This window comes from Klebsiella sp. C349492, from assembly GCF_042055345.1.
GTDB lineage: Bacteria > Pseudomonadota > Gammaproteobacteria > Enterobacterales > Enterobacteriaceae > Klebsiella > Klebsiella scottii.
Map to the genome: position 1 here is coordinate 167,106 of NZ_JANQCE010000001.1, position 24,389 is coordinate 191,494.

Sequence of the window (24,389 nt, forward strand, 5' to 3'; positions counted from 1 at the left end):
TATGCGCCATTTTTATAAGACGACGAGCCTGTTTATGAAAACCGGACCCCTGAACGAAAGCGAACTTGAATGGCTGGACGATATCCTGTCGAAATACGCCACCGACGGCGCCATTCTTGATGTCTCCGAGCTTGATGGCCTGCTGACGGCGATTCTCTCCGGGCCTGCTGAAATTGAGCCCGCCCGGTGGCTGCTGGCTATCTGGGGCGGTGCCGACAACGTACCGCGCTGGGCAAACGATCGCGAGCGCGACCGCTTCGTTAACCTCACTCTCCAGCATATGAGCGATGTCGCCGAGCGCCTGGACGACTATCCGGAGCAGTTCGAGCCGCTGTTTGGCACGCGTGAAGAGGAAGGCCAGGAGCTGACTATCGTTGGCGAGTGGTGCTTTGGCTATATGCGCGGCGTCGGCTTGAGCAACTGGGCCGCTTTACCGGCGGAGCTGCAGGCCGAGCTGGATATCATCGCTCTGCACGGGACGGAAGCGCAGTTCCCGGCGGTTGAAGCGCTCTCTGTCGACGATTTTCTTGCCAGCGTGGAGCGTATTAAACCCGCGGCGCTGGCGCTCTATCAATACTGGACGGAGCATGCGCAGCCGGCGGAAGTGCAGCAGCCAATCAGAAATGATGCCAAGGTTGGACGTAACGATCCGTGCCCGTGCGGCAGCGGTAAGAAATATAAGCAGTGCTGCTTAGCGAAATAAAATAAGGGGCCGACAGGGCCCCTTACTCTTTTATCCGACGGCAGGTAAAACGCCGATCGCGATACAAAACTGAATCAACACGATAGCGATACCGCACAGCAGGACCAGCCATAGCGCCGGCGTGCCGCCGACAACCCGCCACGCCGCCTGCGGATGCTGCTGGCGGCTCTTCATCACCAGCAGCGCAGGCAGCATCAGCGCCAGTACGGCCAGGGCCACGCCGGCGTAGCCCAGCGCCATCACGAAACCCCGCGGATAGAACAGGGAGAAGGCCAGCGGCGGCACAAAGGTGATGACGCCGCTTTGCACGCGCCCGCCCGGCGTATTTTTACGCTGGAACAGGTCGGCCAGATAATCGAACAATCCCAACGCGACGCCGAGGAACGAAGTGGCCAGCGCCAGATCGGCAAACAGATGAACCGCCAGCTCGACGTGCGGTGAGGCGACGACTTCCCGGATGGCTTCCAGCAGGCCGTTCAGTCCCGCATGCTGTCCCAGCAGGACGGCAAAGGTCGGTGAGCTAATACTGCCCAGCGTCGCCAGCTGCCAGAAAATATAGGCAACCAGAGGGATAAAGCTGCCGATGATAAATACCCGCCGCAGTTTACGAATATCGCCGTTGAGGTAGCTGACGATGCTCGGTACGCTGCCGTGAAAGCCAAAAGAGGTAAAGATAACCGGGATCGCCGACAGCGCCAGCCCCTGCTGAAGCGGTAAGGTCAGCAGGTTTATCTGATGAATATGCGGCATCAGCAGCGCCAGCATAATGGCGAGAAAAATAATTTTGGCGCTGAATAAAAAACGGTTGCACAGATCGACCAGAGAGGTCCCGAGGCAAACTACGGCACCGCCAATGGCGGTAAACAGCAGCACTCCGCCGGCCGGCGGAAGGTTCCACTGCAGCCACTGATTCAGGCTCGAGGCTAACAGCTCCCCCGCGCCGCTAATATAGGCGGCCGTCAGCGCGTACATCAGGAACAGCATGCAAAAACCGGTGACCCACTGCCCATAGCGTCCGAGATAGCGGGCGGCGAGAGAGCCTAGCCCCATATCGGCCGGGACGTGCTGGTAGACCTCCAGCAGCAGCAGCGCGGTATAGCACATCAATGCCCACAGGGCGATCAGCAGCCCGAGCGTGACGCCGAAACCGACGCCAGCGGATGCCAGAGGCATTGCCAGCATCCCTGCGCCAATAGTGGTCCCTGCCACGATTAAAATACTACCAAGAGTGCGGTTCTTCACGTTTCTCTCTATCCATGAAGGAATTAACAATAAAATATGTCGCGCAGAGTATGTGAAATTGGCAGGCTCGTCAAATGAGGGTTACAGTGCTTGTCAGGAAAAGTTTACATGCTGAAGACCGCTCTAATGCTGCGCTGGCGCAAAACTTTAGGCCGTAAGGTCGTTTAATCTGGGCACTTTACAGGAGGAGTTATGCAATCTATTCACGGTCATGAAGTTCTGCAGATGATGCTCGCTTCGGGCGAACCCTACAGCGTTGCCAGTCTTGAAGCTGCGATAGTCGCCCGCTTTGGTAGCGACGCCCGTTTTCACACCTGTTCGGCGGAAAATCTGACCGCTGGGGAGCTGGTGATATTTCTACAAAAGAAAGGGAAGTTTATTGCCGCAGACGCCGGGTTTAATACCAGCGAAAGCAAAATCTGTCAGCATTAATCGGGCGACAATGCCGAAGCATCGTCGCCGACTTCATTATTTTTGCGTATCGAGCGTTGCCAGGTCTTTATCAATAAAGTACAGACCTTCGCCGCTTTTACCGGCGAGGGTAAGTTTATCAATAACGGATTTAAACAGTTTTTCTTCTTCGTGCTGCTCGGCAACATACCACTGCAGGAAATTAAAGGTCGGATAATCCTGAGCAGACATCGCGGCGTGGGCCAGAGCATTAATTTGCTGCGTGATCAGCTGCTCGTGTTCGTAGGTGACGCGGAACAGCTCATCCAGCGATGCGTACTCGGCAAACGGCGAGGCAATGGCGTTGATGCACGGCAGGCTGCCGGTGTCAGTCAGGTAGTCAAACAGGCGCTGCATATGGGTCATCTCTTCCTGAGCGTGACGACGGAGAAACGCCGCCGCCCCTTCGAAGCTATGATAGCTGCACCATGCGCTCATTTGCTGATAAAGCAAAGAGGAATAGAGTTCAAGGTTCATCTGCTCATTGAGCTTATCGATCATTTCTGTTTTCAGCATAGCGCGTGCTCCAAAATATAGGCATAAAGTTTATTGTGTGCTCACTATAATTTGTTATTTATTTATTTGCAAAAAGTAAATTAAAAAACTCATTTATTAAAAATGCAAATGGGAATAAAACGCATTGGCAATTTAATAATTAATGAGAATGGTTTTAATTGATATTTAATAAAATAGCGATGAGCGCGCGCCGGATAAATATGAGATACCGTATGGCTGACGACTGACGACTGACGACTGACGACTGAGAGCTTCGTGCGGGTTTGCCGATTGGGGCCAGGCAGGAAAGCGGATGCGGGAAGGGCGGGTAGCGAAGCGTGATGGCAAAAGTGTGAAGCGCTACGTAATTTATAAAACAACTTTTCATAAAATTTGAAAGTGTGTTTGTTAAGTAGTAATGTCATACCAACGTTAACGACCTAGCGCGGAAGTACCCGCAAAGCATTCAGGAGAGTAAAGCATGAAAATTGCACTGATGATGGAAAACAGCCAGGCAAACAAAAATGCCATCATCCTCAACGAGCTCAACGCCGTTGCCGACGAGAAAGGTTTCCCGGTTTACAACGTGGGTATGAGCGATGAGCACGATCATCACCTGACCTATATCCATCTGGGCATCATGGCCAGCATTCTGCTGAATTCAAAAGCGGTGGACTTCGTAGTCACCGGCTGCGGCACCGGCCAGGGCGCGCTGATGTCTTTGAATATCCACCCGGGCGTGGTGTGCGGCTACTGTATCGATCCTGCCGACGCTTTCCTGTTTGCCCAGATCAACAACGGCAATGCGCTCTCTCTGCCGTTTGCTAAAGGTTTCGGCTGGGGCGCAGAGCTGAACGTGCGCTTTATTTTCGAAAAAGCGTTCACCGGCCGTAACGGAGAAGGCTATCCGCCAGAGCGTAAAGAGCCGCAGGTACGTAATGCCGGTATCCTGAATACGGTGAAAGCGGCGGTGGTGAAAGAGAATTACCTGGATACGCTGCGCGCCATCGACCCGGAACTGGTTAAAACCGCCGTCTCTGGCCCGCGCTTCCAGCAGTGCTTCTTCGAGAATTGCCAGGATAAAGAGATCGAAGCGTTTATTCGCCAAATCGTCGGCTAATCACCAGCAGGGTCAGCCGCGGCTGGCCCTGCTTTCGCTTAGGTTTTTTTGTTCGACACGCTGCTTCCCGCATCCTCGGCCAGCTTCAGGCTATCCACCATTCCTACCAGACAAATCAACGCGATAAACACGAATGACAGGCGAAAGCTGATGCCGGGCAGGGTCGCTAAGGTTAGCCATTCGCTCAGCTTTTCCCCGATACGAATACCTATCGCGCCAAGAGTTATACCTAGGCCAACCGCCAGCTGCGACGCGGTGCTGAACAAGGTGTTGGCGTAGCTCATTTGCGTGGAGGGCACATCGGAAAAGGCCAGAGTGCTGATGCCGGTGAACTGAATTGAACGGAACACGCCGCCAAGAAACAGGATCAGCAGAATTAACCACGCCGGCGTTTGCGGGGTCAAAAATGCGCAGGCCAGCAGCGAAATAACGTTGAGCGCACCGTTAATCAACAGCAGACGGCGAAAGCCGAGCCAGCGGATAAGCGGCGTGGTGGCGGGCTTAATCGTGAAGTTGCCGACGAAGACGGCGAGCACCAGCAGCCCTGAGTGGAAAGGATCCATGCCGAATCCGACCTGGAACAGCAGCGGCAGCAGGAAAGGTACGGCGCTGATGGAGGCGCGAAATAGCGAGCCGCCGTACATTGTGACCCGGAATGTGGGGACCTGCAGCGCATCGAGGCGCACCATCGGCCAGGCGGCGCGGCGGAAGTGGCGCAGCGAGAACAGCATGCAGCCGATCCCAAGCCCCAGCAGAGCCAGGGTTTTCCAGCCCTCGGGCCGGTTATCGCCAAGGATCTCCATCGCGCTGACCAGGCTGACCATCGCAACCGCTGTGGCCAGGAAGCCGGGAAGATCGAACGGCCGCCGCTCCTCCTCGCGGATATCGGGAATAATGCGCAGCGACAGCGCCATCGCCGTGAGACCCAGCGGGACGTTAATAAAGAAAATCCAGTGCCAGCTGGCGTAGCTGGTAATAAAACCGCCCAGCGGCGGACCAACGATCGGCGCCACCAGCGCGGGCCAGGTCAGCGTCGCAATGGCCTTAATCAGCTGGTGTTTCGGGGTGGTACGCAGCACCGCCAGACGGCCGACCGGGACCATCAAAGCGCCGCCCATCCCCTGCAGGATACGCATGGCGACGAAGGTATCGACGTTGGTTGAAAGGCCGCAAAATACCGAGGCAAGGGTAAAAATCGCCAGCGCGAGGGTGAAGACCCTGCGCGCGCCGAAACGATCGGCTATCCAGCCGCTGGCCGGGATCAAGACCGCTAGCGTAATCAGGTAGGCGCTGATCCCGATATTGAGGTCCACCGCCGCCACGCCAAAATCTTTCGCCATGTCCGGTAGCGCGGTGGCGATCACCGTGCCGTCGAGAAACTCCATGAAAAAAGCCCCGGCAACCAGCAGCGCTGGCGCCGAGAACGCCCGGTCTTCCCGGGCGGAGATGTTTGTCGTCATTGTGTTGTTGCCATAGCCTGCAGAGATCGTGAGCAGGAGAGGGGGAACGCTCCGGCTCCGCTCGCTTTTTGTTAAATTTAAAATTCAGTCTGCAATTATTTTTGTGATTTATCGCACATTTAAATTGATTTTTGTGATATTGGTCATATTATGGTCGCACAAACATTAACACCTGCATAACAAAACGGAGTGACTCCATGAAGCTGCGCAAGATCCTGAAAAACATTTTCGACACCTACTGCAAGACCTTCAAAGATGTGCCGCCGGCCGGCATGTTCTGATAAAAAAACCTGCTGCGGCAGGTTTTTTTATCTCAGCAGATTTAGGGTACTATTACGCTCCTGCAAAAAGGAGTAAAAAATGTCTCAACACCTTACCGAACAAGACGAGCTGGTTTCCGACGTTGTTGCCTGTCAGCTGGTTATCAAACAGATCCTCGACGTCATTGACGTTATCGCCCCTGTAGAGGTGCGCGAAAAGATGGCGACTCAGCTTAAAGCTATTGATTTTTCTAGCCATCCTTCGTCATCCGACCCGGTTACGCTGCGCGCGGTGCAAAAGGCGATTGCGCTGATTGAGCTGAAGTTCACCCCGCAAAGCGAAGCGCACTAATTCGTTTTACCCCGCCGCCGGCCGCGGCGGGGCGTCATCAGGCCTGATGGGAGACGGCGGAACGGGCCGGGGTAGCCTCTTCGCCCTTAAACAGCTTGCTGTTACCCCAGCACTCTTCATAGCGATGGCCGACTAAATCCTCAACGATAACGCGTACCTCCGGCGCGATATCGGCGATTTTGCCTCCTGCTTTAATCCGCGCGACCTCCTGTAAGACAACCATATGGGCTTTGCGATCCAGCTTCATCTGTTTGCTGAACACGATCGCTGCCAGAGCCAGCAGCACCACTCCGGTACAGAACACCACGGCAATTGCCGTTACCGCGCTTTCCGGCTGGGTGTGCGCCTTCGACTGGAATCCGTAGAAGCTGAGAATGGCCCCCATGGTGAAGACGATGACGGAGCGTAATATTTTCCCGGAGAAGGTCATCGCGCCGGCATAAATTCCCTCGCGACGGCGGCCGGTGTAGATCTCATCCACATCGGCAAGGAAGGTATAAACGGTCCACGGGATGTAATACACGCCGCCGGTGCCAAGGCCAAACAGGACGGTGATCCCGAACATCAGAACGGTGGCGAGGTGCGCCGGAAGATGGAAGAACCACAGCGAGGTGTACAGCAGTACCGAGAAAATGACGACGCTCAGCGCGAGGATATAGGGCTTGCTGAAGCCTTTTTTCACGCACAGGCCGATGAACAGCGCGGTAGAGACGAGCTGCAGAATTGAGTTCAGGCTGTTTAGCCCGGCGACCATCGCCGGATCGTGCTGCAGAACGAAGATCACAAAATAGGTAAAGATGGAGGCGAAAAGCCATTCTGCGCCAAAACCACACAGATACATGCCGAGATGCTTGCGGAAGACGCGTAAATAAAAAGTCGAACGCATATCTTTTGCCAGCAGCAGCAGCGTATTAAGCAGCCCTTTCTTCTCGCTGACGCTGCTTCCTTCTTCACGCGGACGCTCCCAGCTGCAGTACCACAGGCAGGAGATAGCGGTGACAAGGATGATCCCATAGGTCAGCCCGGTCAGGAAGAACGGAGTAGCGGAATCCTTGCCGTATAGCAGGATGAACTGCCCCGGAATAAAGGCCGCGAGGAAGTTCGCCAGCTTGCCAAAAATGGCTTTATAACCGGTTAGCTTAGAGCGTAATGAGAAATCGTCGGTCATTTCGGTGGCCAACGTTTCGTAGGGCACCATGATTGAGGTATAAATAATTTCGAAGATGACGTAAGTGCTGAGGTAGTACCAAAAGCCGAGGCCCTCGACCCACAGCAGAGGGTAAAACATCATCAGCGGAATGCCGATGAGCAAAAAGAAGCGCCGCCGCCCAAAGCGTTTGCCGAGCCGCGTTTTACCGAAGTTATCGGTCAGGTAGCCCATTAACGGGTTACTGATGGCGTCGATAATGCTGGCGATCGAGAAAATTAACGAGGCCTCGATCAGCGTCAGCCCGCAAAACGTTGTATAAAAATAAAGTAACCATGCGCCGCTGATTGCCAGCGCGCCGCTCCCCAGTAAGTTGCCGCCGCCGTAGGCGAGCTGATGGCGTAACAAAATCGGTCTTCCCTGCAGCCCTTGCGAGGCTGAAGCCGCGTATCTTGCCATTAATATAAACCTCTTGTTTTAAATTTTTGAAACGATGTTTTTATATTCTTAACTCATGGCGTAAAAAGTGATCCCGGTCACTAATCATCGGTAAGGTGATTTACCTGCGCAGTAATGCGATCGGGTTAAAAGTTTTTAATACTTTTCAGGAATAACAAATGGCGCTGGAGCGCCAAAAAGACAGGATAGCGGGACGAGAGGGTCATGCCGGGGAGCTCTGAAGCGATGCTGAACAGAGGGCGACTGCGCCCTGAAATAGGGTTGGCGATGACGGGACGCAGCGGGACGGGGATTATCAGGCACCTTTCATTCACCGCTCGAACGGTGCCTACAACGGTGCGTTGCAGCGGTTGCTTCCGGCTTTATCCCGTCTGAAGGAACCGCTGATGCGGCGTGCGCCGGAGCGGAATTAATGGCGCTGCTGAGCAACCAGATCCATCAGGCGGCGGTCGGTTTGCTGCAGACAGATGCCGGCCTTATCGGCGTTACGCACTTCGTCGAGGACGGTTTTCAGGAGAATGCCGTCCTGCTGCTGCTCTTTCTCTAACAGGGTTAAAAAGCGCCAGGTGGAATCATCGCTTTGCGCTTTGGCTTCTTCTGCCAGCCCGGCGAGCAGGCTGCTGCGCTGTTCATAGTCGGCAAGGGTTTGGGTAAACAGATCCTCGAGGGAGCTGCACTCCTGGCGGTAGGTCCCTTCGGCTTTCACGATAGGCCACTCACCGCCCTTTTTCATGAAATCGAATACCCGCATCATCAGCGTGACGCTGGACTGCGCCTGCGAGCGGAGAAACGTCGCGGTGCCGTTCAGGCGCCGCTGCGCGCACCATTCGCTCAGATGCAGATACGAGTTCGACGCGCGGAACTCAAGATTCATCTGGTTATTCAGCTTTTGAGCCATTTCTGCAATTACCATAAAATATCCTTATTAATCTGGAAGGGGGCCTTCGCGGGTTAAGGGCTTGCGCCTACAAACAGCTTCAATACGAGACCTTTACGCAAAATTTACTGGCGGAATAATATAATTCCACGCTCTCCATTGGTGGCCGGAAATGATATTGCTGATGACCACAAATATAGAATACTCTCAGAATTTACTTAAGAAAACTCTTAACCAGAGGGATTTACCTTTAGTTACACCATCCTATGGTGGCAGGCCGTTTCTCAACGTTTTCTCTACGAGAGTAAATTTACAATATTTTGATTTTATTCATTTTTTATTGTTTTGCTTACCGGGGTTATCAAACTGCTCATTCGTATTACGTAGATATATGATGTTTACATGAGTATTGCTTAGTGCAAATAAAAGCGCCGGATGTTTAAACCCGGTATTTAATTTTCATGATGCGGCTGGCTAACATTGCGCTGGATCATTTTTTAATTTTTATTGCTGAATATTCTCCGTAATAATATTTCAAGACGATGAAGCTTTTATCAATAAAGCGTGATGTCATCTTTGCCGCCTGAAATCGTCGGGAGGGCGGGAGCGGGGGATTGAAAAAAGATTCCGCCGATTGTGGGCCCGCATGTTGCCCGCGTTTCGCTGAGGCGTGCCACAGGGATAACTCTGCTGGTGATATGGATAATACTGCTGATACCTGCGCTAATTGTCTGACAATTAGCGCTTTTTTTATGTCATTTTTCGCTGAATTTATGCACTCAATTACTGTAATTCCGTGGTGTGATAATGCTCTCGTATGGAGAATTGATTTCCAGCTATTACTATTTCAACAACGACATCGTTGGATGAGTTTTTCCTAATGCCTTGTTTTAAGCCTGATAAAAATTTTTAGAACCGATATTTCCCTACATAAAAGCGAATTTAAGCTGGAGTTTACCATGCACAAATTTACTAAAGCGCTGGCGGCGATTGGTCTCGCTGCGGTTATGTCACAATCAGCTATGGCGGAAACGCTTAAGCTCGGTTTTCTGGTCAAGCAACCGGAAGAGCCGTGGTTTCAAACTGAATGGAAATTCGCCGATAAGGCCGGCAAAGATTTAGGTTTTGAGGTCATTAAAATCGCGGTCCCGGACGGCGAAAAAACGCTCAACGCTATCGACAGCCTGGCCGCCAGCGGTGCGAAAGGGTTTGTTATTTGTACCCCGGATCCGAAGCTCGGGGCGGCGATTGTCGCCAAAGCTCGCGGCTATGACATGAAAGTGATCACCGTCGACGATCAGTTCGTTAATGCCAAAGGTAAACCGATGGAGAGCGTTCCGCTGGTGATGATGGCCGCCAGCGAGATCGGCGCTCGGCAGGGCCAGGAGCTGTATAAAGAGATGCAAAAACGCGGCTGGGAGGTGAAGGATACCGGGGTGATGGCGATTACCGCCGATGAGCTCGATACCGCGCGTCGCCGCACGACCGGTTCGCTGGATGCGCTGAAAGCCGCCGGCTTCCCGGATAAACAGATCTACCGCGTGCCGACGAAATCCAACGATATTCCCGGCGCCTTCGATGCCGGCAACTCGATGCTGGTCCAGCACCCGCAGGTAAAACACTGGCTGATCGTCGGTATGAACGATAACACCGTCCTGGGCGGCGTTCGCGCCACCGAAGGGCAGGGCTTCAAGGCTCCGGACGTGATTGGTATCGGTATTAACGGCGTTGATGCGGTCAACGAGCTCTCCAAGGCGCAGGCCACCGGCTTCTACGGCTCTCTGCTGCCTAGCCCGGATATCCACGGCTACAAAACCAGCGAGATGCTCTACAACTGGGTAACGAAGGGCGCCGAACCGCCGAAATTCACCGCGGTGACCGATGTCGTCCTGATTACTCGCGATAACTTCAAAGAAGAGCTGGCGAAAAAAGGGCTGTAAGGCCTGCTAACCATGCCTCCCGCAGCGGCGGGAGGCTGAGCGCAGTAGAGCGGAGTCGTTATGCAACAGTCTACCCCTTATCTCTCATTTCGCGGCATCACCATGACTTTCCCGGGCGTTAAAGCGCTGTCCGATATTAGCTTTGACTGCTATGCCGGTCAGGTTCACGCCCTGATGGGAGAAAACGGCGCCGGAAAATCCACGCTGCTGAAGATCCTCAGCGGCAACTATATACCGACCGCGGGCAGTCTGCATATCCGCGGCCAGCAGCTGGCGTTTAGCAACGCCACCGAGGCGCTTAACGCCGGGATCGCCATTATTTACCAGGAGCTGCACCTGGTACCGGAAATGACCGTCGCGGAAAATATCTACCTCGGCCAGCTTCCGCATAAATACGGCATGGTGGACCGCAAGCTTCTTAACTACGAAGCGCGGCTGCAGCTGGAACATCTGGGTCTGGATATCGACCCGCAGACGCCGTTGAAGTATCTCTCTATTGGTCAATGGCAAATGGTGGAGATCGCCAAGGCGCTGACGCGCAACGCCAAAGTTATCGCCTTTGATGAACCGACCAGCTCCCTTTCCGCCCGTGAAATTGACAACCTGTTTCGGGTCATTCGCGAGCTGCGTCAGGAAGGGCGGGTCATTATTTACGTCTCGCACCGCATGGCGGAGATCTTTGCGCTAAGCGACGCGATCACCGTCTTCAAGGATGGCCGCTATGTGCGCACCTTCGACGATATGCAAACGGTGAGCCACGACGCGCTGGTACAGGCGATGGTGGGGCGCGATTTGGGCGATATCTACGGCTGGAAGCCGCGCGAGTACGGCAATGAGCGCTTGCGTCTGGAGCAGGTAAAAGTGCCGGGCGTGAGAACGCCGGTTAGCCTGGCGGTGCGCAGCGGAGAAATCGTCGGCCTCTTTGGCCTGGTGGGTGCCGGACGCAGCGAGCTGCTGAAAGGGCTGTTTGGCGGCACCCGGATCGCCGGCGGTCAGGTGTACATCGACGGGGAAGCCATCGATATTCGTAAACCGGCGCAGGCCATTCAGGCCGGGATGATGCTGTGTCCGGAGGATCGTAAAGCCGAAGGCATTATTCCGGTGCATTCGGTGCGCGACAATATCAACATCAGCGCCCGACGTAAGCATATTCACGCCGGTTGCCTGATTAACAACGGCTGGGAGGCGCAGAACGCCGACCGACATATTCAGTCCCTTAATATTAAAACGCCGGGACCTGAACAGCTGATTATGAACCTCTCCGGCGGTAATCAGCAAAAGGCGATTTTGGGGCGCTGGCTCTCCGAGGAGATGAAGGTGATCCTGCTCGACGAGCCGACCCGCGGTATCGACGTCGGCGCCAGGCATGAAATCTACAACGTCATCTATGCGCTGGCGGCATCCGGTGTGGCCGTGGTCTTTGCCTCCAGCGATTTACCCGAAGTGCTTGGCGTTGCGGATCGCATCGTCGTGATGCGCGAAGGGGAAGTGGCGGGTGAGCTGCTGCATGAAGATGCGAATGAACAGCAGGCGTTAAGCCTTGCGATGCCAAAAGTGAGCCAGGCGGTCGCCTGAGTAAAGGAGCCTATGATGTCCTCTGTTACCACCTCAAATACCCGTCGATCCGCCTTCAGCTTTGCCCGTATCTGGGATCAGTTTGGGATGCTGGTCGTCTTTGCCGTGCTGTTTATCGGCTGCGTGATTTTTGTGCCGAACTTTGCCTCTTTCATCAATATGAAAGGACTCGGGCTGGCGATTTCGATGTCCGGAATGGTAGCCTGCGGGATGCTGTTTTGCCTGGCATCCGGTGATTTTGATCTTTCGGTCGCGTCGGTTATCGCCTGTGCGGGCGTGACGACCGCCGTGGTCATCAACCTCACCGAAAGCATGTGGATTGGCATTGCCGCCGGCCTGCTGCTGGGGGCGTTAAGCGGCCTGGTCAACGGTTTTGTTATCGCCAGGCTGAAAATCAACGCCCTGATCACCACCCTGGCGACGATGCAGATCGTTCGCGGGCTGGCCTATATTATCTCCGATGGCAAAGCGGTGGGCATTGAAGATGAGCGCTTCTTCACCCTCGGCTACGCCAACTGGTTCGGCCTGCCGGCGCCGATTTGGCTGACCGTGGGCTGCCTGATAATCTTCGGCCTGCTGTTGAATAAAACCACCTTTGGCCGTAATACCCTGGCAATCGGCGGCAACGAGGAGGCGGCGCGTCTGGCCGGGGTGCCGGTAGTGCGTACCAGGATTATTATCTTCGTTATCTCCGGCCTGGTTTCTGCCGCGGCGGGGATTATTCTGGCATCGCGAATGACCAGCGGCCAGCCGATGACCTCGATTGGCTATGAGCTGATTGTGATCTCCGCCTGTGTGCTGGGCGGCGTGTCGCTAAAAGGGGGGATCGGTAAGATTTCGTACGTGATCGCCGGGATCCTGATCCTCGGCACCGTCGAGAATGCGATGAACCTGCTCAATATCTCTCCCTTCTCGCAGTACGTGGTGCGCGGCGTGATCCTGCTGGCGGCGGTTATCTTCGATCGCTACAAGCAGAAGGCAAAGCGTAGCGTGTAAATACTCCAACCTTTCAGTTTAATCCTGGAATATCACCAGCGCCCGCTGCGCTGGTGATAACTATCAAAAATGGCGAGCTCCGTCACACTGTCTATACTTACATGGCTAACAATTCGTTAACAGCCAGCGAAACGCTGGTCATGAAAGGAGGAGTTCAGGGTGGCTGACCAGATATCTGTACCGCCTGTACCAACCGGAAATTGCGCATTTTTCTTTGACCTTGACGGTACTCTTGCCGATATCAAACCTCATCCCGATCAGGTTGTTATCCCGGTTAACGCGCTTCAGGCGCTGCGGCAGCTCGCGCAGCAGCACCGTGGGGCGGTGGCATTGATTTCAGGGCGCTCAATGGTTGAGCTCGATGAGCTGACCCGTCCTCACCGGCTGCCGCTGGCCGGCGTCCACGGAGCTGAGCGCCGTGATATCAATGGGAATACGCATATCGTTTCCCTGCCGGATGCGCTACAGAAGGAGCTTCATGCGCGCCTGGCGCTGGCGCTTGAGGCGCTGCCGGGCTGTGAGCTTGAGCATAAGGGGATGGCTTTTGCGCTGCACTATCGTCAGGCGCCGCAGCACCAGAGCGCGGTGCTGGCGCTGGCCCAGGAGGTGGTGAAGAGCTATCCGCTGCTGGCGCTACAGTTAGGCAAGTGCGTGGTCGAGATAAAACCGCGCGGAGTGAACAAGGGCGAGGCGATTGCCGCCTTTATGCAGGAGGCGCCGTTCGAGGGGCGCAGGCCGGTATTCGTTGGTGACGACTTAACCGATGAAGCGGGTTTTGGCATCGTTAACCAGCTGGACGGCGTTTCGGTAAAAGTCGGCGGCGGCGAGACGCAGGCGCGCTGGCGTTTGCCGGACGTCGCGGCGGTGCACCTTTGGCTAAATAATATTGCGAATAATGGACAGCAACCAGACGCGCTAACCGACAGGAGAGATGGCTATGAGTCGCTTAGTCGTAGTATCTAATCGTATTGCCCCACCGGATGATAAGAAGGCCAGCGCCGGCGGCCTGGCGGTGGGGATTATGGGGGCCTTAAAAGCGGCCGGTGGGCTGTGGTTCGGCTGGAGCGGGGAAATTGGCGACGATCGTCAGCCGTTGAAAAAGGTGACTCAGGGAAATATTACCTGGGCCTCCTTTAACCTTAGCGAGCAGGATCATGATGAGTACTACAACCGCTTTTCCAACGCGGTGCTGTGGCCCGCGTTTCACTATCGCCTCGATCTGGTTGATTTTCAGCGCGACGCCTGGGAGGGCTATCAGCGCGTCAACGCGACGCTGGCGGACAAACTGCTGCCGCTGATTGAGCCTGACGATATTGTGTGGATCCACGATTATCATCTGCTGCCGCTGGCGCACGAGCTGCGCCAGCGCGGGGTCAATAATCGGGTCGGCTTTTTCTTACATATTCCCTTCCCGACGCCGGAAATATTTAACGCGCTGCCGCCGCATGCCGAGCTGCTTGAGCAGCTCTGCGACTACGATCTGCTGGGCTTTCAGACCGAGAGCGACCGGCAGGCATTTCTTGACTGCATCGCGGTGCAGACCCGCCTGACCACCCGCAGCGGAAAAACTCATCTCGCATGGGGCAAGCCGTTCCGCACCGCGGTCTACCCGATTGGTATCGATCCTGATGAGATCGCGCGTAGCGCCAAAGGGCCGCTGCCGCCGAAGCTGGCGCAGCTCAAAAGCGAACTCAAGAGCGTGCAGAATATCTTTTCCGTAGAGCGGCTGGACTACTCGAAAGGGCTGCCGGAGCGCTTCCTGGCCTATGAGGCATTGCTGGAGAAATATCCGCAGCATCACGGCAAGATTCGCTATACCCAGATTGCCCCGACCTCACGCGGCGATGTTCAGGCCTATCAGGATATCCGCCACCAGCTGGAGACCGCCGCCGGGCGCATTAACGGCCAGTATGGTCAGCTGGGCTGGACGCCGCTCTACTACCTGAATCAGCATTTTGAACGCAAGCTGCTGATGAAAATCTTCCGCTATTCCGACGTCGGGCTGGTGACGCCGCTGCGCGACGGGATGAATCTGGTGGCGAAGGAGTTTGTTGCCGCCCAGGACCCGCAGAACCCCGGCGTTCTGGTGCTGTCGCAGTTTGCCGGAGCGGCAAACGAACTGCCGACGGCGTTAATCGTCAACCCCTACGATCGCGATGAGGTCGCCGCGGCGCTGGACAGCGCGCTCACCATGCCGCTGGCCGAACGTATTGCGCGCCACTCGGCGATGCTGGCGGTGGTTAAGGATAATGACATTCACCGCTGGCAGGAGCGGTTTATTGCCGACCTGAAGCAGATAGAACCGAGAAATGAGGAGAGTCACCTGCAGCATAAGGTGGCAACCTTCCCCAAACTGGCTTAGCCCGGTCGTAAGGCTGGCGCTTCGGCGCTAGCCTTTTTCCAGCGAGATCAGCAGCACGTCAACGCCGCTGCTGCCGACGATATTTTTTGCCGAGCAGGTCGCGCGGGAAAACAGGCTGTGATTGTGGTTGCCGCAAATCACCAGATCCACCCTATGCTGCTGGCAAAAATCTTTCACGTGATGGCCGAGTTCGCCGCTGGCGATGACGATTTTATCAATCGGATACCCGGCATCCTGGGCCAGACCGTTGAGAAAGCCGCGGGTCTCTTCATGCATCAGATCCCGCAGGTTCTCTAACATTGGCGCCGCAAACTGGTTATACATTTCCGGGTCTGTTGCCAGCGTTATCAGGCTAATTTTAGCGTCAAGCGGACGCGCGATAGAGACCGCCTTGCTGATAAGCGTACGGCTTTCCGGCGTTGGGGCAACGGCTACGAGCAGATGTGAGTAGGGCATCAAGCCTCCTTGAGATACGCAAAATAACCCTTCTTCTTTTCTTTACTCCGATTTCCCTGTTCCCGCAAGGGCTATTGTCTGCTGCAAAGTACGCGCTTGCCGAGGGCGCGCAATCGCGATTTTGACAACCCAGTCACTAAATTGGTCTCTGGTTTTGCTATAAAAGAAATGCTGTTTTATAAATCGGTGATGCGCGTTCACTCTCTCTTTGCGTTTTTGCCATTGCCGGGCGAGGGCTGGCAAAAATGAAAAGGTAAGCCCGTTTCCATACTTTTACTGTAGCCGGGTACCAACTCCCTTTTGGCCTGGCCAGAAAGATTGTCGGAGTTCTCTAAAAAAAACGACACAGGATTTACGGCGATGAAAACACGTAAAATCGGTTTGGCTAACTATCTTGCCTATGGATCGGGCGATTTTCTCGGCGCCGGAACCACGGCGCTCACCGCGGCATGGCTGCTCTATTTTTACACCACCTTTTGCGGCTTATCGCCGATTCAGGCAACGCTTATCTTTGCCACCGCCAGAGTGCTGGATGCGGTCATTAGCCCGCTGATGGGGTTCCTGACCGATAACTTTGGCTCCACCCGGCTCGGCAAACGCTTCGGCAGACGAAAGTTCTTTATCCTGCTGGGGATCCCCTGCGTATTCAGCTACTCAATGATGTGGGTGGGCGATATGGGGTTCTGGTACTACCTGCTGACCTATCTGCTGTTTGATATTGTCTACACCATGATTCTGGTGCCGTACGAAACCCTGGTTCCGGAAATGACCGATGATTTTAAACAGAAAACAAAATTCTCCGGCGCGCGCATTTCGATGGCGCAAATGTCGGCAATTCTGGCCTCGTTCCTGCCGGGAGTGCTGCTTAGCCACTTTGGCAAGGACAATGCCGTCTCCTTCTTTTACGCAAGCCTGGTGTTTTCGATCCTGTGCGCAGTGATGCTGACGTTTGTCTGGTTCTTTACCTGGGAGCGCTCTCGCGAAGAGTGGTCGGAGACGGCGCTGCGGGCCGAGGAGGAGAAGCGTAATCTCTCGCTGGCGCAGAGCCTCAATCGTCTGTTTATCGAGCTCACCTCGACGCTGCGCATTAAGATCTTCCGCCAGCATCTGGGCATGTATCTTGGCGGCTATATTGCTCAGGACGTGTTTAACGCCGTCTTCACCTACTACGTGGTCTTCGTGCTGATGCAGGAAGCCGCGGTGGCATCCAACCTGCTCGGCACTATGGCCATCTTCCAGTTTATTGCGGTCATTGCCATGATCCCGCTGTGCATTCGCTTTGGGCCGGCGCCGTCCTATCGGATGGTGGTGGTTCTGTTCGGCCTCGGCTCGCTCTCATATGCGATGCTTTATTATGCCGGGCTGAGCGACGTTTATTCGCTGCTGCTGCTGATTTCCGCCATTGCCGGCCTCGGTCGCGGCGGGATCAACTATGTTCCGTGGAACACCTACACCTATATTGCCGACGTCGACGAGGTGATTACCGGCCAGCGTCGGGAGGGCATTTTCGCCGGCATTATGACGCTGACCCGCAAGGCGTCTCAGGCGGGGGCGGTGATGCTGGTGGGCATCATCATGCAGCTATCCGGCTTTGTCTCCGGGCAGAAAACGCAGCCCTATGAGGTTAGCCACACCATCCTGTTAATTCTCAGCGTGGGCACGCTGCTGGTGCTGGCCTGCGGTTTCCTCGTCTCCCTGCGCTTTAAGCTCAACCTCGAAACCCACGGCGTGCTGCACGCCGAAACGCGCAAGATGCGCGAATCGGGCCGGGTGCAGCCAGAGCTGACCCGCGCCGAGGATCGTGCGGTGGTGGAGATGCTGGCCGGTATGCCTTACTCATGCCTGTGGGGAAATAACAACATTGGCTATCTGAATCGTAATAAACCTGCCGCGCCGTCCCTGAAGCAGGGTGCTGAAATGAATTCGACATTCAACAGAGGTTAATAATATGAAGGTTTGGCCTGTCAAACATAGTCCCTTACTGCGTCAGCCGGAGCACTTTATTGCGCGCAACGAGCTGCAGGCGCTTATTCAAAAAGTGACCGACAATCTGGTCAATATTAAGGATGAAACGGGCGCGTTTCTGCTACGGCTGGACGATGGGCGGGTCATTGATACCAAAGGGTGGGCCGGCTGGGAGTGGACCCACGGCGTCGGTTTATACGGGATCTACCAGTACTACCAGCAGACCGGAGATATCGCGATGCGCGATATTATCGATAGCTGGTTTGCGGATCGCTTCGCTGAAGGCGCGACCAGCAAAAACGTCAACACCATGGCGCCATTCCTGACCCTGGCCTGGCGCTATGAGGAGACCGGCAGGCAGGAGTACCTGCCGTGGCTCGACAGCTGGGCCGAGTGGGCGATGAACGAGATGCCGCGTACCGATCATGGGGGGATGCAGCACATTACCCTGGCGGAGGAGAATCATCAGCAGATGTGGGATGACACGCTGATGATGACCGTGCTGCCGCTGGCGAAGATCGGTAAATTGCTCAACCGACCGCAGTATGTGGAAGAGGCGGTGTACCAGTTTTTACTCCACGTGCAGAACCTGATGGACCGGGAAAGCGGGCTGTGGTTCCACGGCTGGAGCTATGAAGGGCGGCATAATTTCGCCCGGGCCCGCTGGGCGCGCGGCAACAGCTGGCTGACGATGGTGATCCCGGACTTTCTCGAGCTGGTGGACCTCCCCGAGCACAGCGCGGTGCGGCGCTATCTGCTTCAGGTACTGAATACGCAAATTGCGGCGCTGGCACAATGTCAGGACGAGAGCGGTCTGTGGCATACGCTGCTAGACGACCCGGACTCGTATCTTGAAGCGTCGGCAACCGCCGGTTTTGCCTACGGAATTCTGAAGGCGGTACGTAAACGCTACGTGAGCCGGGAGTATGCGAGCGTCGCGGAGAAGGCCATGCGCGGGATTGTGCAAAATATCTCTCCACAGGGGGAGCTGCTGCAAACCTCATTCGGCACCGGAATGGGCTCGAATCTCGATTTCTATCGCCAGATCCCGCTCACCTCGATGCCGTACGGGCAGGCGATGGCGATCCTGTGCATGACGGAATATCTGCGCCGGTATTTCTGACGGCGAACTTTACCGGCTCTGCGCCGCGCGGCCGGAGGAGGGCGCAAAAAAAGAAACCGGCATAAGCCGGTTTCTTTATCGTTTATCAGAGCGGTATTACATCCGCTCGACGGTTTCAATACCTAAAGTATCCAGACCGGTCTTCAGGGTTTTGGCGGTCAGCTGCGCCAGCTTCAGACGGCTGTTGCGCGTCTCTTCGCTTTCAGCGGAGAGGATCGGGCAGTGTTCGTAGAAGCCAGAGAACAGACCGGCCAGATCGTACAGGTAGGCGCACATGACGTGCGGAGTCCCTTCACGCGCGACGACGGTCAGCGTCTCTTCAAACTGCAGCAGGCGTGCTGCCAGCTGCGCTTCGCGATCTTCGGTGATGATGACCGGCGCCGCAGCCAGCGCGCTTTCGTCGATCTCCGCTTTACGGAACACCGACAGCACGCGGGTATAGGCATACTGCATGTAAGGCGCGGTATTGCCTTCAAACGCCAGCATGTTGTCCCAGTCGAAGATGTAGTCGGTGGTGCGGTTTTTGGACAGGTCCGCATATTTTACCGCCCCGATACCGACCGCATTAGCCAGCTTCTCCAGCTCGTCGGCAGGCATATCCGGGTTTTTCTCGGCAACCAGGCGACGCGCGCGCTCCAGCGCTTCGTCCAGCAGGTCGGCAAGCTTCACGGTACCGCCCGCGCGGGTTTTAAACGGCTTGCCGTCTTTACCGAGCATCATGCCAAACATATGGTGCTCCAGCGGAACTGAATCCGGCACATAGCCCGCTTTGCGCACGATGGTCCACGCCTGCATCAGGTGCTGGTGCTGGCGGGAATCGATGTAGTAGAGCACGCGGTCGGCGTGCAGGGTTTCGTAGCGGTATTTGGCGCAGGCGATATCGGTGGTGGTGTAGAGATAGCCGCCATCCTTTTTCTGGATGATAACGCCCATCGGTTCGCCTTCCTTGTTTTTGTACTCGTCAAGGAATACGACGGTGGCGCCTTCGCTCTCAACCGCCAGGCCCTGCGCCTTCAGATCGGCAACGATACCCGGCAGCATCGGGTTATACAGGCTTTCACCCATCACGTCGTCGCGGGTCAGGGTCACGTTCAGGCGGTTATAGGTAATCTGGTTTTGCGACATGGTGATGTCGACCAGCTGGCGCCACATCTGGCGGAAGTACTCGTCACCGCCCTGCAGTTTAACCACATAGCTGCGCGCGCGCTCGGCGAAGGCTTCGTCTTCGTCGTAGTGCTTTTTCGCTTCACGGTAAAAGCCTTCGAGGTCCGCCAGCGCCATTTCGCCAGCATTTTCCTGCTGCTGCTTTTCGAGATAAGCAATCAGCATCCCAAACTGGGTGCCCCAGTCGCCGACGTGGTTGGCGCGAATAACCTTGTGGCCGAGGAACTCGAGGGTGCGAACCGCGGCATCGCCGATGATGGTGGAGCGCAGGTGGCCGACGTGCATCTCTTTTGCCACGTTGGGCGCCGAATAGTCGACGACGATAGTCTGCGCCTGCGGCTGGGTAACGCCAAGGCGCTCTGCGGTCAGCGCCTGGCTAACATTTTCCGCTAAAAACGCCGGGTCGAGGAAAATATTGATAAAGCCAGGCCCGGCGATTTCGACCTTATTGGCAATGCCGTTCAGATCAAGATGAGACAGCACCTGCTCTGCCAGTTGTCGCGGTGCCATACCCAGTTTTTTAGCCACCGCCATCACGCCGTTGGCCTGATAGTCGCCGAACTGGATTTTTGCTGACTGGCGGACCTGAGGTTCGCAATCGGCAGGGGCGCCTGCCGCGATCAGGGCGTGGCTGACTTTTTCTGAGAGAAGAGCCTGAATATTCACCGGAATACCTTACTTTTAAGGCGCCGTAACCCCTGCAGGGTGGCGCCGGAATGTGGACAAATTAGGGCGGGAGTATACTGCATTTGCACCCCTGCGTCAGCCCTGCGCGCGCGTCGCCGGGCGGCACGCTTAACGAATAACCAGCGCGGGCGGAATAAAGAAGATTGCGGGTTGGTCGCCGTCGGGAAACGCGATAAATTAGCCCCCTTTAGCGAGTACCGAGGTCAAGAATGGCGAACTGGCAGCAAATTGATGAACTTCAGGATATTACCGCGGATCTGCCGCGCTTCACCGAGGCGTTAGGCAGGCTGGCCGCGCGGCTCGGGCTGGATATTGCGCCACTCTCTGCGGACCATATCTCTCTGCGCTGTCATCAGAATACGACGGCTGAGCGCTGGCGGCTCGGGCTCGAGCAGTGCGGCACGCTGCTCTCAGAAAACATCATTAACGGTCGGCCAATCTGCCTGTTTAAGCTGGATGAACCTGTCATCGTGGCGCACTGGCGCTTTAGCGTGGTTGAGCTGCCGTGGCCTGGGGAAAAGCGCTATCCGCACGAGGGCTGGGAGCACGTTGAGATTGTGCTCGCCGGCGCCCCGGAAACGCTTAATGCCCGCGCGCTGGCGCTGCTCTCCGACGACGGCCTCAGCCAGCCGGGGATCTTCGTCAAAACCAGCTCGCCGAAAGGGGAGCGCGAGCGCCTGGCAAATCCGACGCTGGCGGTGACGGACGGGAGCGTGACGATCAAATTTCATCCGTGGTCCATCGAGCAAATTATCGCCAGTGAAAAAACGGATGCGTAACAGTGTGAAGCTACGCGGTTTCTGAACGGAAAAATCGTGACATGCTGTGTTGCCCGCGGCGTGAATGGAGAAGGGAATGACGCTACTGGAAGTGTGCTGTTACAGCACGGAGTGCGCCGAGGAGGCGCAGCGATGCGGCGCTGACCGCATCGAACTGTGCGCCGCGCCGCAGGAGGGAGGGCTAACGCCGTCGCTGGGCGTGCTCAAAGCGGCCCGCAGGGCGCTGACCATCCCGGTGCATCCGATTATTCGCCCGCGCGGCGGTGATTTTTGCTACACCGAGGGCGAATTTGCCGCGATGCTCGACGACGTGGCAACGGTGAGGGAGCTGGGTTTCCCTGGCCTCGTGATTGGCGTTCTGGACGCCGATGGTCGGGTTGATACTGCGCGTATGCGTAAAATTATGGCCGCGGCGGGACCGCTGGCGGTCACCTTCCACCGGGCTTTCGATATGTGCGCAAACCCGCATCAGGCCTACGCTGCGTTGGCTGAATCAGGCGTTGCGCGGATCCTGACCTCCGGCCAGCAGGCGAGCGCAGAAAAAGGTATTTCATTAATTTTGGAACTTATTGCCCTGGGCGATACTCCAATCATTATGGCCGGAGCAGGGGTGCGGGCAGCGAACCTGTCGCAGTTCCTGGAAGCCGGCGTGAAGGAAGTGCATAGCTCTGCCGGCCAGTGGCTGCCTTCGCCGATGTGCTTTCGTAATTCCCGGCTGTCGATGTCGACAGACGCCGACGCAGATGAATATTCACGCTACGCCGTTAACGGCGCAGCGGTGGCGGAAATGAAGAGTATTATTTCCGCCTGAATGCCCCGAGTTGTTTGCGCGCAGCCTGCGGGCTGGTGAGCTCAAACTCTGTGGGTAGAGAAAGAAAACCGTTTTTTGCTGCACATCATGTCGCCCAATATGATGATTGCCCGTACCAGGCCCCTGCAATTTCAACAGGGGCCTTTTTTTAGGCAAAATTTCGCTACCGATCGCCGAGGCGCGATGCCTGGCCCGCCGGCGTTAGCCCGCTTTTCTGGCCAGCGACTGCTGCGTTTCAGGCCTGGTGGCGATAATCACCGCGCGCAGCGGCGCGGGATAGCCTTCGAGGGTTTTGCTGCTGTCGTTCGGGTCGAGGAAATCAGCCAGCGATTCGGTGGTCATCCATTCGGTGCGGCGCTGCTCTTCGGTACTGGTCATACAGGCGTCAACGATGCGCACGTCGACAAAACCGCATTTTTCCAGCCACATTTTCAGCGCAGCGGCCGAAGGAATGAAGTAGACGTTGCGCATCTGCGCGTAGCGATCGCCCGGCACCAGCACGGTATTTTCATCACCTTCAACAACCAGCGTTTCCAGCACCAGCTCGCCGCCTTCAACCAGCTGATCTTTGAGCTGCCACAGATGGTCGAGCGGAGAGCGGCGATGATACAGCACGCCCATTGAAAATACGGTGTCAAAGGCGTTCAGCGCCGGCAGCTGCTCAATGCCCAGCGGCAGCAGATGGGCGCGTTGGTCGTTGCCCAGCAGCTTGCGCACCGCTTCGAACTGGCATAAAAACAGCTGCGTAGGATCGATACCCACCGCCAGATGAGCGCCGGCGCCGATCATGCGCCACATGTGATAGCCGCTGCCGCAGCCGACGTCGAGGATCGTTCGACCGGTCAAATCGGAAAGATGCGGCAGAACGCGATCCCACTTCCAGTCAGAGCGCCATTCGGTGTCGATATCCACGCCATACAGCGACCACGGGCCTTTGCGCCACGGCATCAGGTTGCGCAGCAGGTTTTCAATCCGCAGCCGATGGCCTTCGCTCAGCGGAACTTCGCTTTCCGCGGTCACGCTGTGCAGCAGGTCCAGACGATAGGGGGAGAGCTCGGGAAGAAACTCAACGGCCCGCTCCCATTCGCGGAATTTACCGTGCAGGGCTTCGCGCTGCCAGGCGGCAACCTGAGCAGGGAGCGTCTCCAGCCAATGGGAGAGCGGACCTTTGGCGATACGCTGATAAAAATTGCTGAAATCGATCATGCCGTTTCCCCGGACTTCACCGCCACCAGTGAGCCAAAGTTAAAGCACTGGAACCACAGCTCGGCGTGTTCGAACCCGGCCTTGCGCAGCCGCGCTTTATGGGTTTCTACCGAATCGGTGAGCATGACATTTTCCAGCATGCTGCGCTTCTGGCTGATTTCCAGCTCGCTGTAGCCGTTGGCGCGTTTAAAATCGTGATGCATGTTAAACAGCAGTTCGCCGACGTTGGCGTCTTCAAAGCTGAATTTTTCCGACAGCACCAGCGCGCCGCCCGGATTAAGCCCTTGATAGACCTTATCCAAAATCGCCTGGCGTTCATCGGGCTCAAGGAACTGAATGGTGAAATTGAGCACCACCATCGAAGCATTTTCGATGGTGACATGGCGAATATCGCCTTCCACCACTTCAACCGGCGTCGGCGCTTTGTAGGCGTCGATATGGCGACGGCAGCGCTCAACCATCGCCGGGGAATTATCTACGGCCACAATCCGGCAGCCGGCGTGGGAAATATTACGCCGTACGGACAGCGTGGCTGCGCCGAGGGAGCAGCCGAGATCGTAGACCTGGGTATCAGGCTGCACAAAACGCTCGGCCAGCATGCCAATCATTGAAATAATGTTGGAGTAGCCGGGAACGGAGCGCTGGATCATATCCGGGAAGACTTCAGCAACCCGTTCATCAAAGGTCCAGTCGCCAAGGCTGGCGATCGGCGTGGAAAAAAGGGTATCGCGGTGAGACATAAGGTTAAACCCGAAAAAAC

General features: G+C 56.0%; 23 protein-coding genes. 14 read left to right on the top strand and 9 right to left on the bottom strand.

The features are described 5' to 3' along the window. The first annotated feature begins 34 nt into the window (after window positions 1–34). Window positions 35–703 carry a YecA family protein gene (locus NWP14_RS00790; protein ID WP_331834442.1) on the top strand — a complete coding sequence of 223 codons (669 nt, stop codon included), beginning with the start codon at window positions 35–37 and terminating at the stop codon, window positions 701–703. A 30-nt stretch (window positions 704–733) separates the two neighbouring features. Here NWP14_RS00790 and tyrP read toward each other — a convergent pair whose 3' ends face one another. Further along, on the bottom strand, window positions 734–1,945 hold the full coding sequence (gene tyrP / locus NWP14_RS00795; protein ID WP_095101618.1) for a tyrosine transporter TyrP: 1,212 nt from the start codon (window positions 1,943–1,945) through the stop codon (window positions 734–736). A gap of 192 nt (window positions 1,946–2,137) precedes the next feature. On the opposite strand from tyrP, the gene NWP14_RS00800 reads away from it, so the two are divergent. Beyond that, complete coding sequence (locus NWP14_RS00800; RefSeq protein ID WP_095101620.1) at window positions 2,138–2,377, top strand: YecH family metal-binding protein; 240 nt, start codon at window positions 2,138–2,140, stop codon at window positions 2,375–2,377. 36 nt (window positions 2,378–2,413) lie between these two features. On the opposite strand, the gene ftnA is transcribed toward NWP14_RS00800, so the two are convergent. Further along, on the bottom strand, window positions 2,414–2,911 hold the full coding sequence (ftnA, locus tag NWP14_RS00805; RefSeq protein WP_045859271.1) for a non-heme ferritin: 498 nt from the start codon (window positions 2,909–2,911) through the stop codon (window positions 2,414–2,416). A 460-nt stretch (window positions 2,912–3,371) separates the two neighbouring features. On the opposite strand from ftnA, the gene NWP14_RS00810 reads away from it, so the two are divergent. After that, on the top strand, window positions 3,372–4,010 hold the full coding sequence (locus NWP14_RS00810) for an RpiB/LacA/LacB family sugar-phosphate isomerase (protein ID WP_095101622.1): 639 nt from the start codon (window positions 3,372–3,374) through the stop codon (window positions 4,008–4,010). A gap of 38 nt (window positions 4,011–4,048) precedes the next feature. Here the strand turns inward: NWP14_RS00810 and NWP14_RS00815 are convergent, their stop codons facing one another. After that, window positions 4,049–5,470 carry an MFS transporter gene (locus NWP14_RS00815; RefSeq protein WP_375214582.1) on the bottom strand — a complete coding sequence of 474 codons (1,422 nt, stop codon included), beginning with the start codon at window positions 5,468–5,470 and terminating at the stop codon, window positions 4,049–4,051. 197 nt (window positions 5,471–5,667) lie between these two features. Between NWP14_RS00815 and azuC the strand changes: the two genes are divergently transcribed. Next, the gene (azuC, locus tag NWP14_RS00820) at window positions 5,668–5,751 is read left to right on the top strand and encodes a stress response protein AzuC (protein ID WP_095101626.1); all 84 of its coding nucleotides are present in this window, start codon (window positions 5,668–5,670) and stop codon (window positions 5,749–5,751) included. 79 nt (window positions 5,752–5,830) lie between these two features. After that, window positions 5,831–6,082 carry a DUF2766 family protein gene (locus tag NWP14_RS00825; RefSeq protein ID WP_095101628.1) on the top strand — a complete coding sequence of 84 codons (252 nt, stop codon included), beginning with the start codon at window positions 5,831–5,833 and terminating at the stop codon, window positions 6,080–6,082. A 37-nt stretch (window positions 6,083–6,119) separates the two neighbouring features. On the opposite strand, the gene NWP14_RS00830 is transcribed toward NWP14_RS00825, so the two are convergent. Beyond that, complete coding sequence (locus NWP14_RS00830; protein ID WP_189339887.1) at window positions 6,120–7,637, bottom strand: MFS transporter; 1,518 nt, start codon at window positions 7,635–7,637, stop codon at window positions 6,120–6,122. A gap of 460 nt (window positions 7,638–8,097) precedes the next feature. Further along, on the bottom strand, window positions 8,098–8,601 hold the full coding sequence (locus tag NWP14_RS00835) for a non-heme ferritin-like protein (RefSeq protein WP_095101632.1): 504 nt from the start codon (window positions 8,599–8,601) through the stop codon (window positions 8,098–8,100). 923 nt (window positions 8,602–9,524) lie between these two features. On the opposite strand from NWP14_RS00835, the gene NWP14_RS00840 reads away from it, so the two are divergent. The 5 genes from NWP14_RS00840 to otsA all read left to right on the top strand — a co-directional run bounded on the left by NWP14_RS00840 (window position 9,525) and on the right by otsA (window position 15,438). Next, entirely contained in the window at window positions 9,525–10,505 is a 981-nt protein-coding gene (locus tag NWP14_RS00840; RefSeq protein WP_095101634.1) for an arabinose ABC transporter substrate-binding protein, read from the top strand. A 60-nt stretch (window positions 10,506–10,565) separates the two neighbouring features. Further along, window positions 10,566–12,080 carry an L-arabinose ABC transporter ATP-binding protein AraG gene (gene araG, locus NWP14_RS00845; RefSeq protein ID WP_375214583.1) on the top strand — a complete coding sequence of 505 codons (1,515 nt, stop codon included), beginning with the start codon at window positions 10,566–10,568 and terminating at the stop codon, window positions 12,078–12,080. 15 nt (window positions 12,081–12,095) lie between these two features. After that, complete coding sequence (araH, locus tag NWP14_RS00850) at window positions 12,096–13,076, top strand: L-arabinose ABC transporter permease AraH (protein ID WP_095101638.1); 981 nt, start codon at window positions 12,096–12,098, stop codon at window positions 13,074–13,076. 159 nt (window positions 13,077–13,235) lie between these two features. Continuing rightward, a complete protein-coding gene (gene otsB, locus NWP14_RS00855; protein ID WP_095101640.1) occupies window positions 13,236–14,039 on the top strand; it encodes a trehalose-phosphatase in 804 nt (267 codons plus the stop codon). Continuing rightward, window positions 14,014–15,438, top strand: a complete 1,425-nt coding sequence (gene otsA, locus NWP14_RS00860; protein WP_375214584.1) for an alpha,alpha-trehalose-phosphate synthase — start codon at window positions 14,014–14,016, stop codon at window positions 15,436–15,438. The genes otsB and otsA overlap by 26 nt, the downstream gene beginning before the upstream one ends. 27 nt (window positions 15,439–15,465) lie before the next feature. Here otsA and uspC read toward each other — a convergent pair whose 3' ends face one another. Further along, window positions 15,466–15,894 (bottom strand): universal stress protein UspC, encoded by a 429-nt coding sequence (gene uspC / locus NWP14_RS00865; protein WP_331834437.1) that lies wholly within the window; start codon window positions 15,892–15,894, stop codon window positions 15,466–15,468. A gap of 360 nt (window positions 15,895–16,254) precedes the next feature. Here uspC and NWP14_RS00870 point away from each other — a divergent pair, with 360 nt between their 5' ends. Both NWP14_RS00870 and NWP14_RS00875 read left to right on the top strand, forming a co-directional pair. After that, a complete protein-coding gene (locus NWP14_RS00870) occupies window positions 16,255–17,838 on the top strand; it encodes an MFS transporter (protein WP_375214585.1) in 1,584 nt (527 codons plus the stop codon). A gap of 4 nt (window positions 17,839–17,842) precedes the next feature. Continuing rightward, a complete protein-coding gene (locus NWP14_RS00875) occupies window positions 17,843–18,982 on the top strand; it encodes a glycoside hydrolase family 105 protein (protein WP_331834435.1) in 1,140 nt (379 codons plus the stop codon). A gap of 96 nt (window positions 18,983–19,078) precedes the next feature. Here NWP14_RS00875 and argS read toward each other — a convergent pair whose 3' ends face one another. Then, the gene (gene argS / locus NWP14_RS00880; protein ID WP_095101650.1) at window positions 19,079–20,812 is read right to left on the bottom strand and encodes an arginine--tRNA ligase; all 1,734 of its coding nucleotides are present in this window, start codon (window positions 20,810–20,812) and stop codon (window positions 19,079–19,081) included. A 230-nt stretch (window positions 20,813–21,042) separates the two neighbouring features. Here argS and NWP14_RS00885 point away from each other — a divergent pair, with 230 nt between their 5' ends. Both NWP14_RS00885 and cutC read left to right on the top strand, forming a co-directional pair. Continuing rightward, a complete protein-coding gene (locus NWP14_RS00885; RefSeq protein WP_375214586.1) occupies window positions 21,043–21,612 on the top strand; it encodes a VOC family protein in 570 nt (189 codons plus the stop codon). A gap of 76 nt (window positions 21,613–21,688) precedes the next feature. Continuing rightward, the gene (gene cutC / locus NWP14_RS00890) at window positions 21,689–22,423 is read left to right on the top strand and encodes a copper homeostasis protein CutC (protein WP_375214587.1); all 735 of its coding nucleotides are present in this window, start codon (window positions 21,689–21,691) and stop codon (window positions 22,421–22,423) included. Window positions 22,424–22,624: 201 nt separating this feature from the next. On the opposite strand, the gene cmoB is transcribed toward cutC, so the two are convergent. Together cmoB and cmoA are read right to left on the bottom strand one after the other, a co-directional pair. Next, complete coding sequence (cmoB, locus tag NWP14_RS00895) at window positions 22,625–23,629, bottom strand: tRNA 5-methoxyuridine(34)/uridine 5-oxyacetic acid(34) synthase CmoB (RefSeq protein WP_095101657.1); 1,005 nt, start codon at window positions 23,627–23,629, stop codon at window positions 22,625–22,627. Then, window positions 23,626–24,369, bottom strand: a complete 744-nt coding sequence (cmoA, locus tag NWP14_RS00900; protein WP_375214588.1) for a carboxy-S-adenosyl-L-methionine synthase CmoA — start codon at window positions 24,367–24,369, stop codon at window positions 23,626–23,628. The genes cmoB and cmoA overlap by 4 nt, the downstream gene beginning before the upstream one ends. Window positions 24,370–24,389 lie beyond the last annotated feature (20 nt).

Bases quoted from the DNA above. Each gene is read 5' to 3' on its own strand.
- NWP14_RS00790 (WP_331834442.1), top strand. From the start codon at position 35: ATGAAAACCGGACCCCTGAACGAAAGCGAACTTGAATGGCTGGACGAT.
- NWP14_RS00800 (WP_095101620.1), top strand. From the start codon at position 2,138: ATGCAATCTATTCACGGTCATGAAGTTCTGCAGATGATGCTCGCTTCG.
- ftnA (WP_045859271.1), bottom strand. From the start codon at position 2,911: ATGCTGAAAACAGAAATGATCGATAAGCTCAATGAGCAGATGAACCTT.
- NWP14_RS00810 (WP_095101622.1), top strand. From the start codon at position 3,372: ATGAAAATTGCACTGATGATGGAAAACAGCCAGGCAAACAAAAATGCC.
- NWP14_RS00815 (WP_375214582.1), bottom strand. From the start codon at position 5,470: ATGACGACAAACATCTCCGCCCGGGAAGACCGGGCGTTCTCGGCGCCA.
- azuC (WP_095101626.1), top strand. From the start codon at position 5,668: ATGAAGCTGCGCAAGATCCTGAAAAACATTTTCGACACCTACTGCAAG.
- NWP14_RS00825 (WP_095101628.1), top strand. From the start codon at position 5,831: ATGTCTCAACACCTTACCGAACAAGACGAGCTGGTTTCCGACGTTGTT.
- NWP14_RS00835 (WP_095101632.1), bottom strand. From the start codon at position 8,601: ATGGTAATTGCAGAAATGGCTCAAAAGCTGAATAACCAGATGAATCTT.
- NWP14_RS00840 (WP_095101634.1), top strand. From the start codon at position 9,525: ATGCACAAATTTACTAAAGCGCTGGCGGCGATTGGTCTCGCTGCGGTT.
- araG (WP_375214583.1), top strand. From the start codon at position 10,566: ATGCAACAGTCTACCCCTTATCTCTCATTTCGCGGCATCACCATGACT.
- araH (WP_095101638.1), top strand. From the start codon at position 12,096: ATGTCCTCTGTTACCACCTCAAATACCCGTCGATCCGCCTTCAGCTTT.
- otsA (WP_375214584.1), top strand. From the start codon at position 14,014: ATGAGTCGCTTAGTCGTAGTATCTAATCGTATTGCCCCACCGGATGAT.
- uspC (WP_331834437.1), bottom strand. From the start codon at position 15,894: ATGCCCTACTCACATCTGCTCGTAGCCGTTGCCCCAACGCCGGAAAGC.
- NWP14_RS00870 (WP_375214585.1), top strand. From the start codon at position 16,255: ATGAAAACACGTAAAATCGGTTTGGCTAACTATCTTGCCTATGGATCG.
- NWP14_RS00875 (WP_331834435.1), top strand. From the start codon at position 17,843: ATGAAGGTTTGGCCTGTCAAACATAGTCCCTTACTGCGTCAGCCGGAG.
- NWP14_RS00885 (WP_375214586.1), top strand. From the start codon at position 21,043: ATGGCGAACTGGCAGCAAATTGATGAACTTCAGGATATTACCGCGGAT.
- cutC (WP_375214587.1), top strand. From the start codon at position 21,689: ATGACGCTACTGGAAGTGTGCTGTTACAGCACGGAGTGCGCCGAGGAG.
- cmoB (WP_095101657.1), bottom strand. From the start codon at position 23,629: ATGATCGATTTCAGCAATTTTTATCAGCGTATCGCCAAAGGTCCGCTC.
- cmoA (WP_375214588.1), bottom strand. From the start codon at position 24,369: ATGTCTCACCGCGATACCCTTTTTTCCACGCCGATCGCCAGCCTTGGC.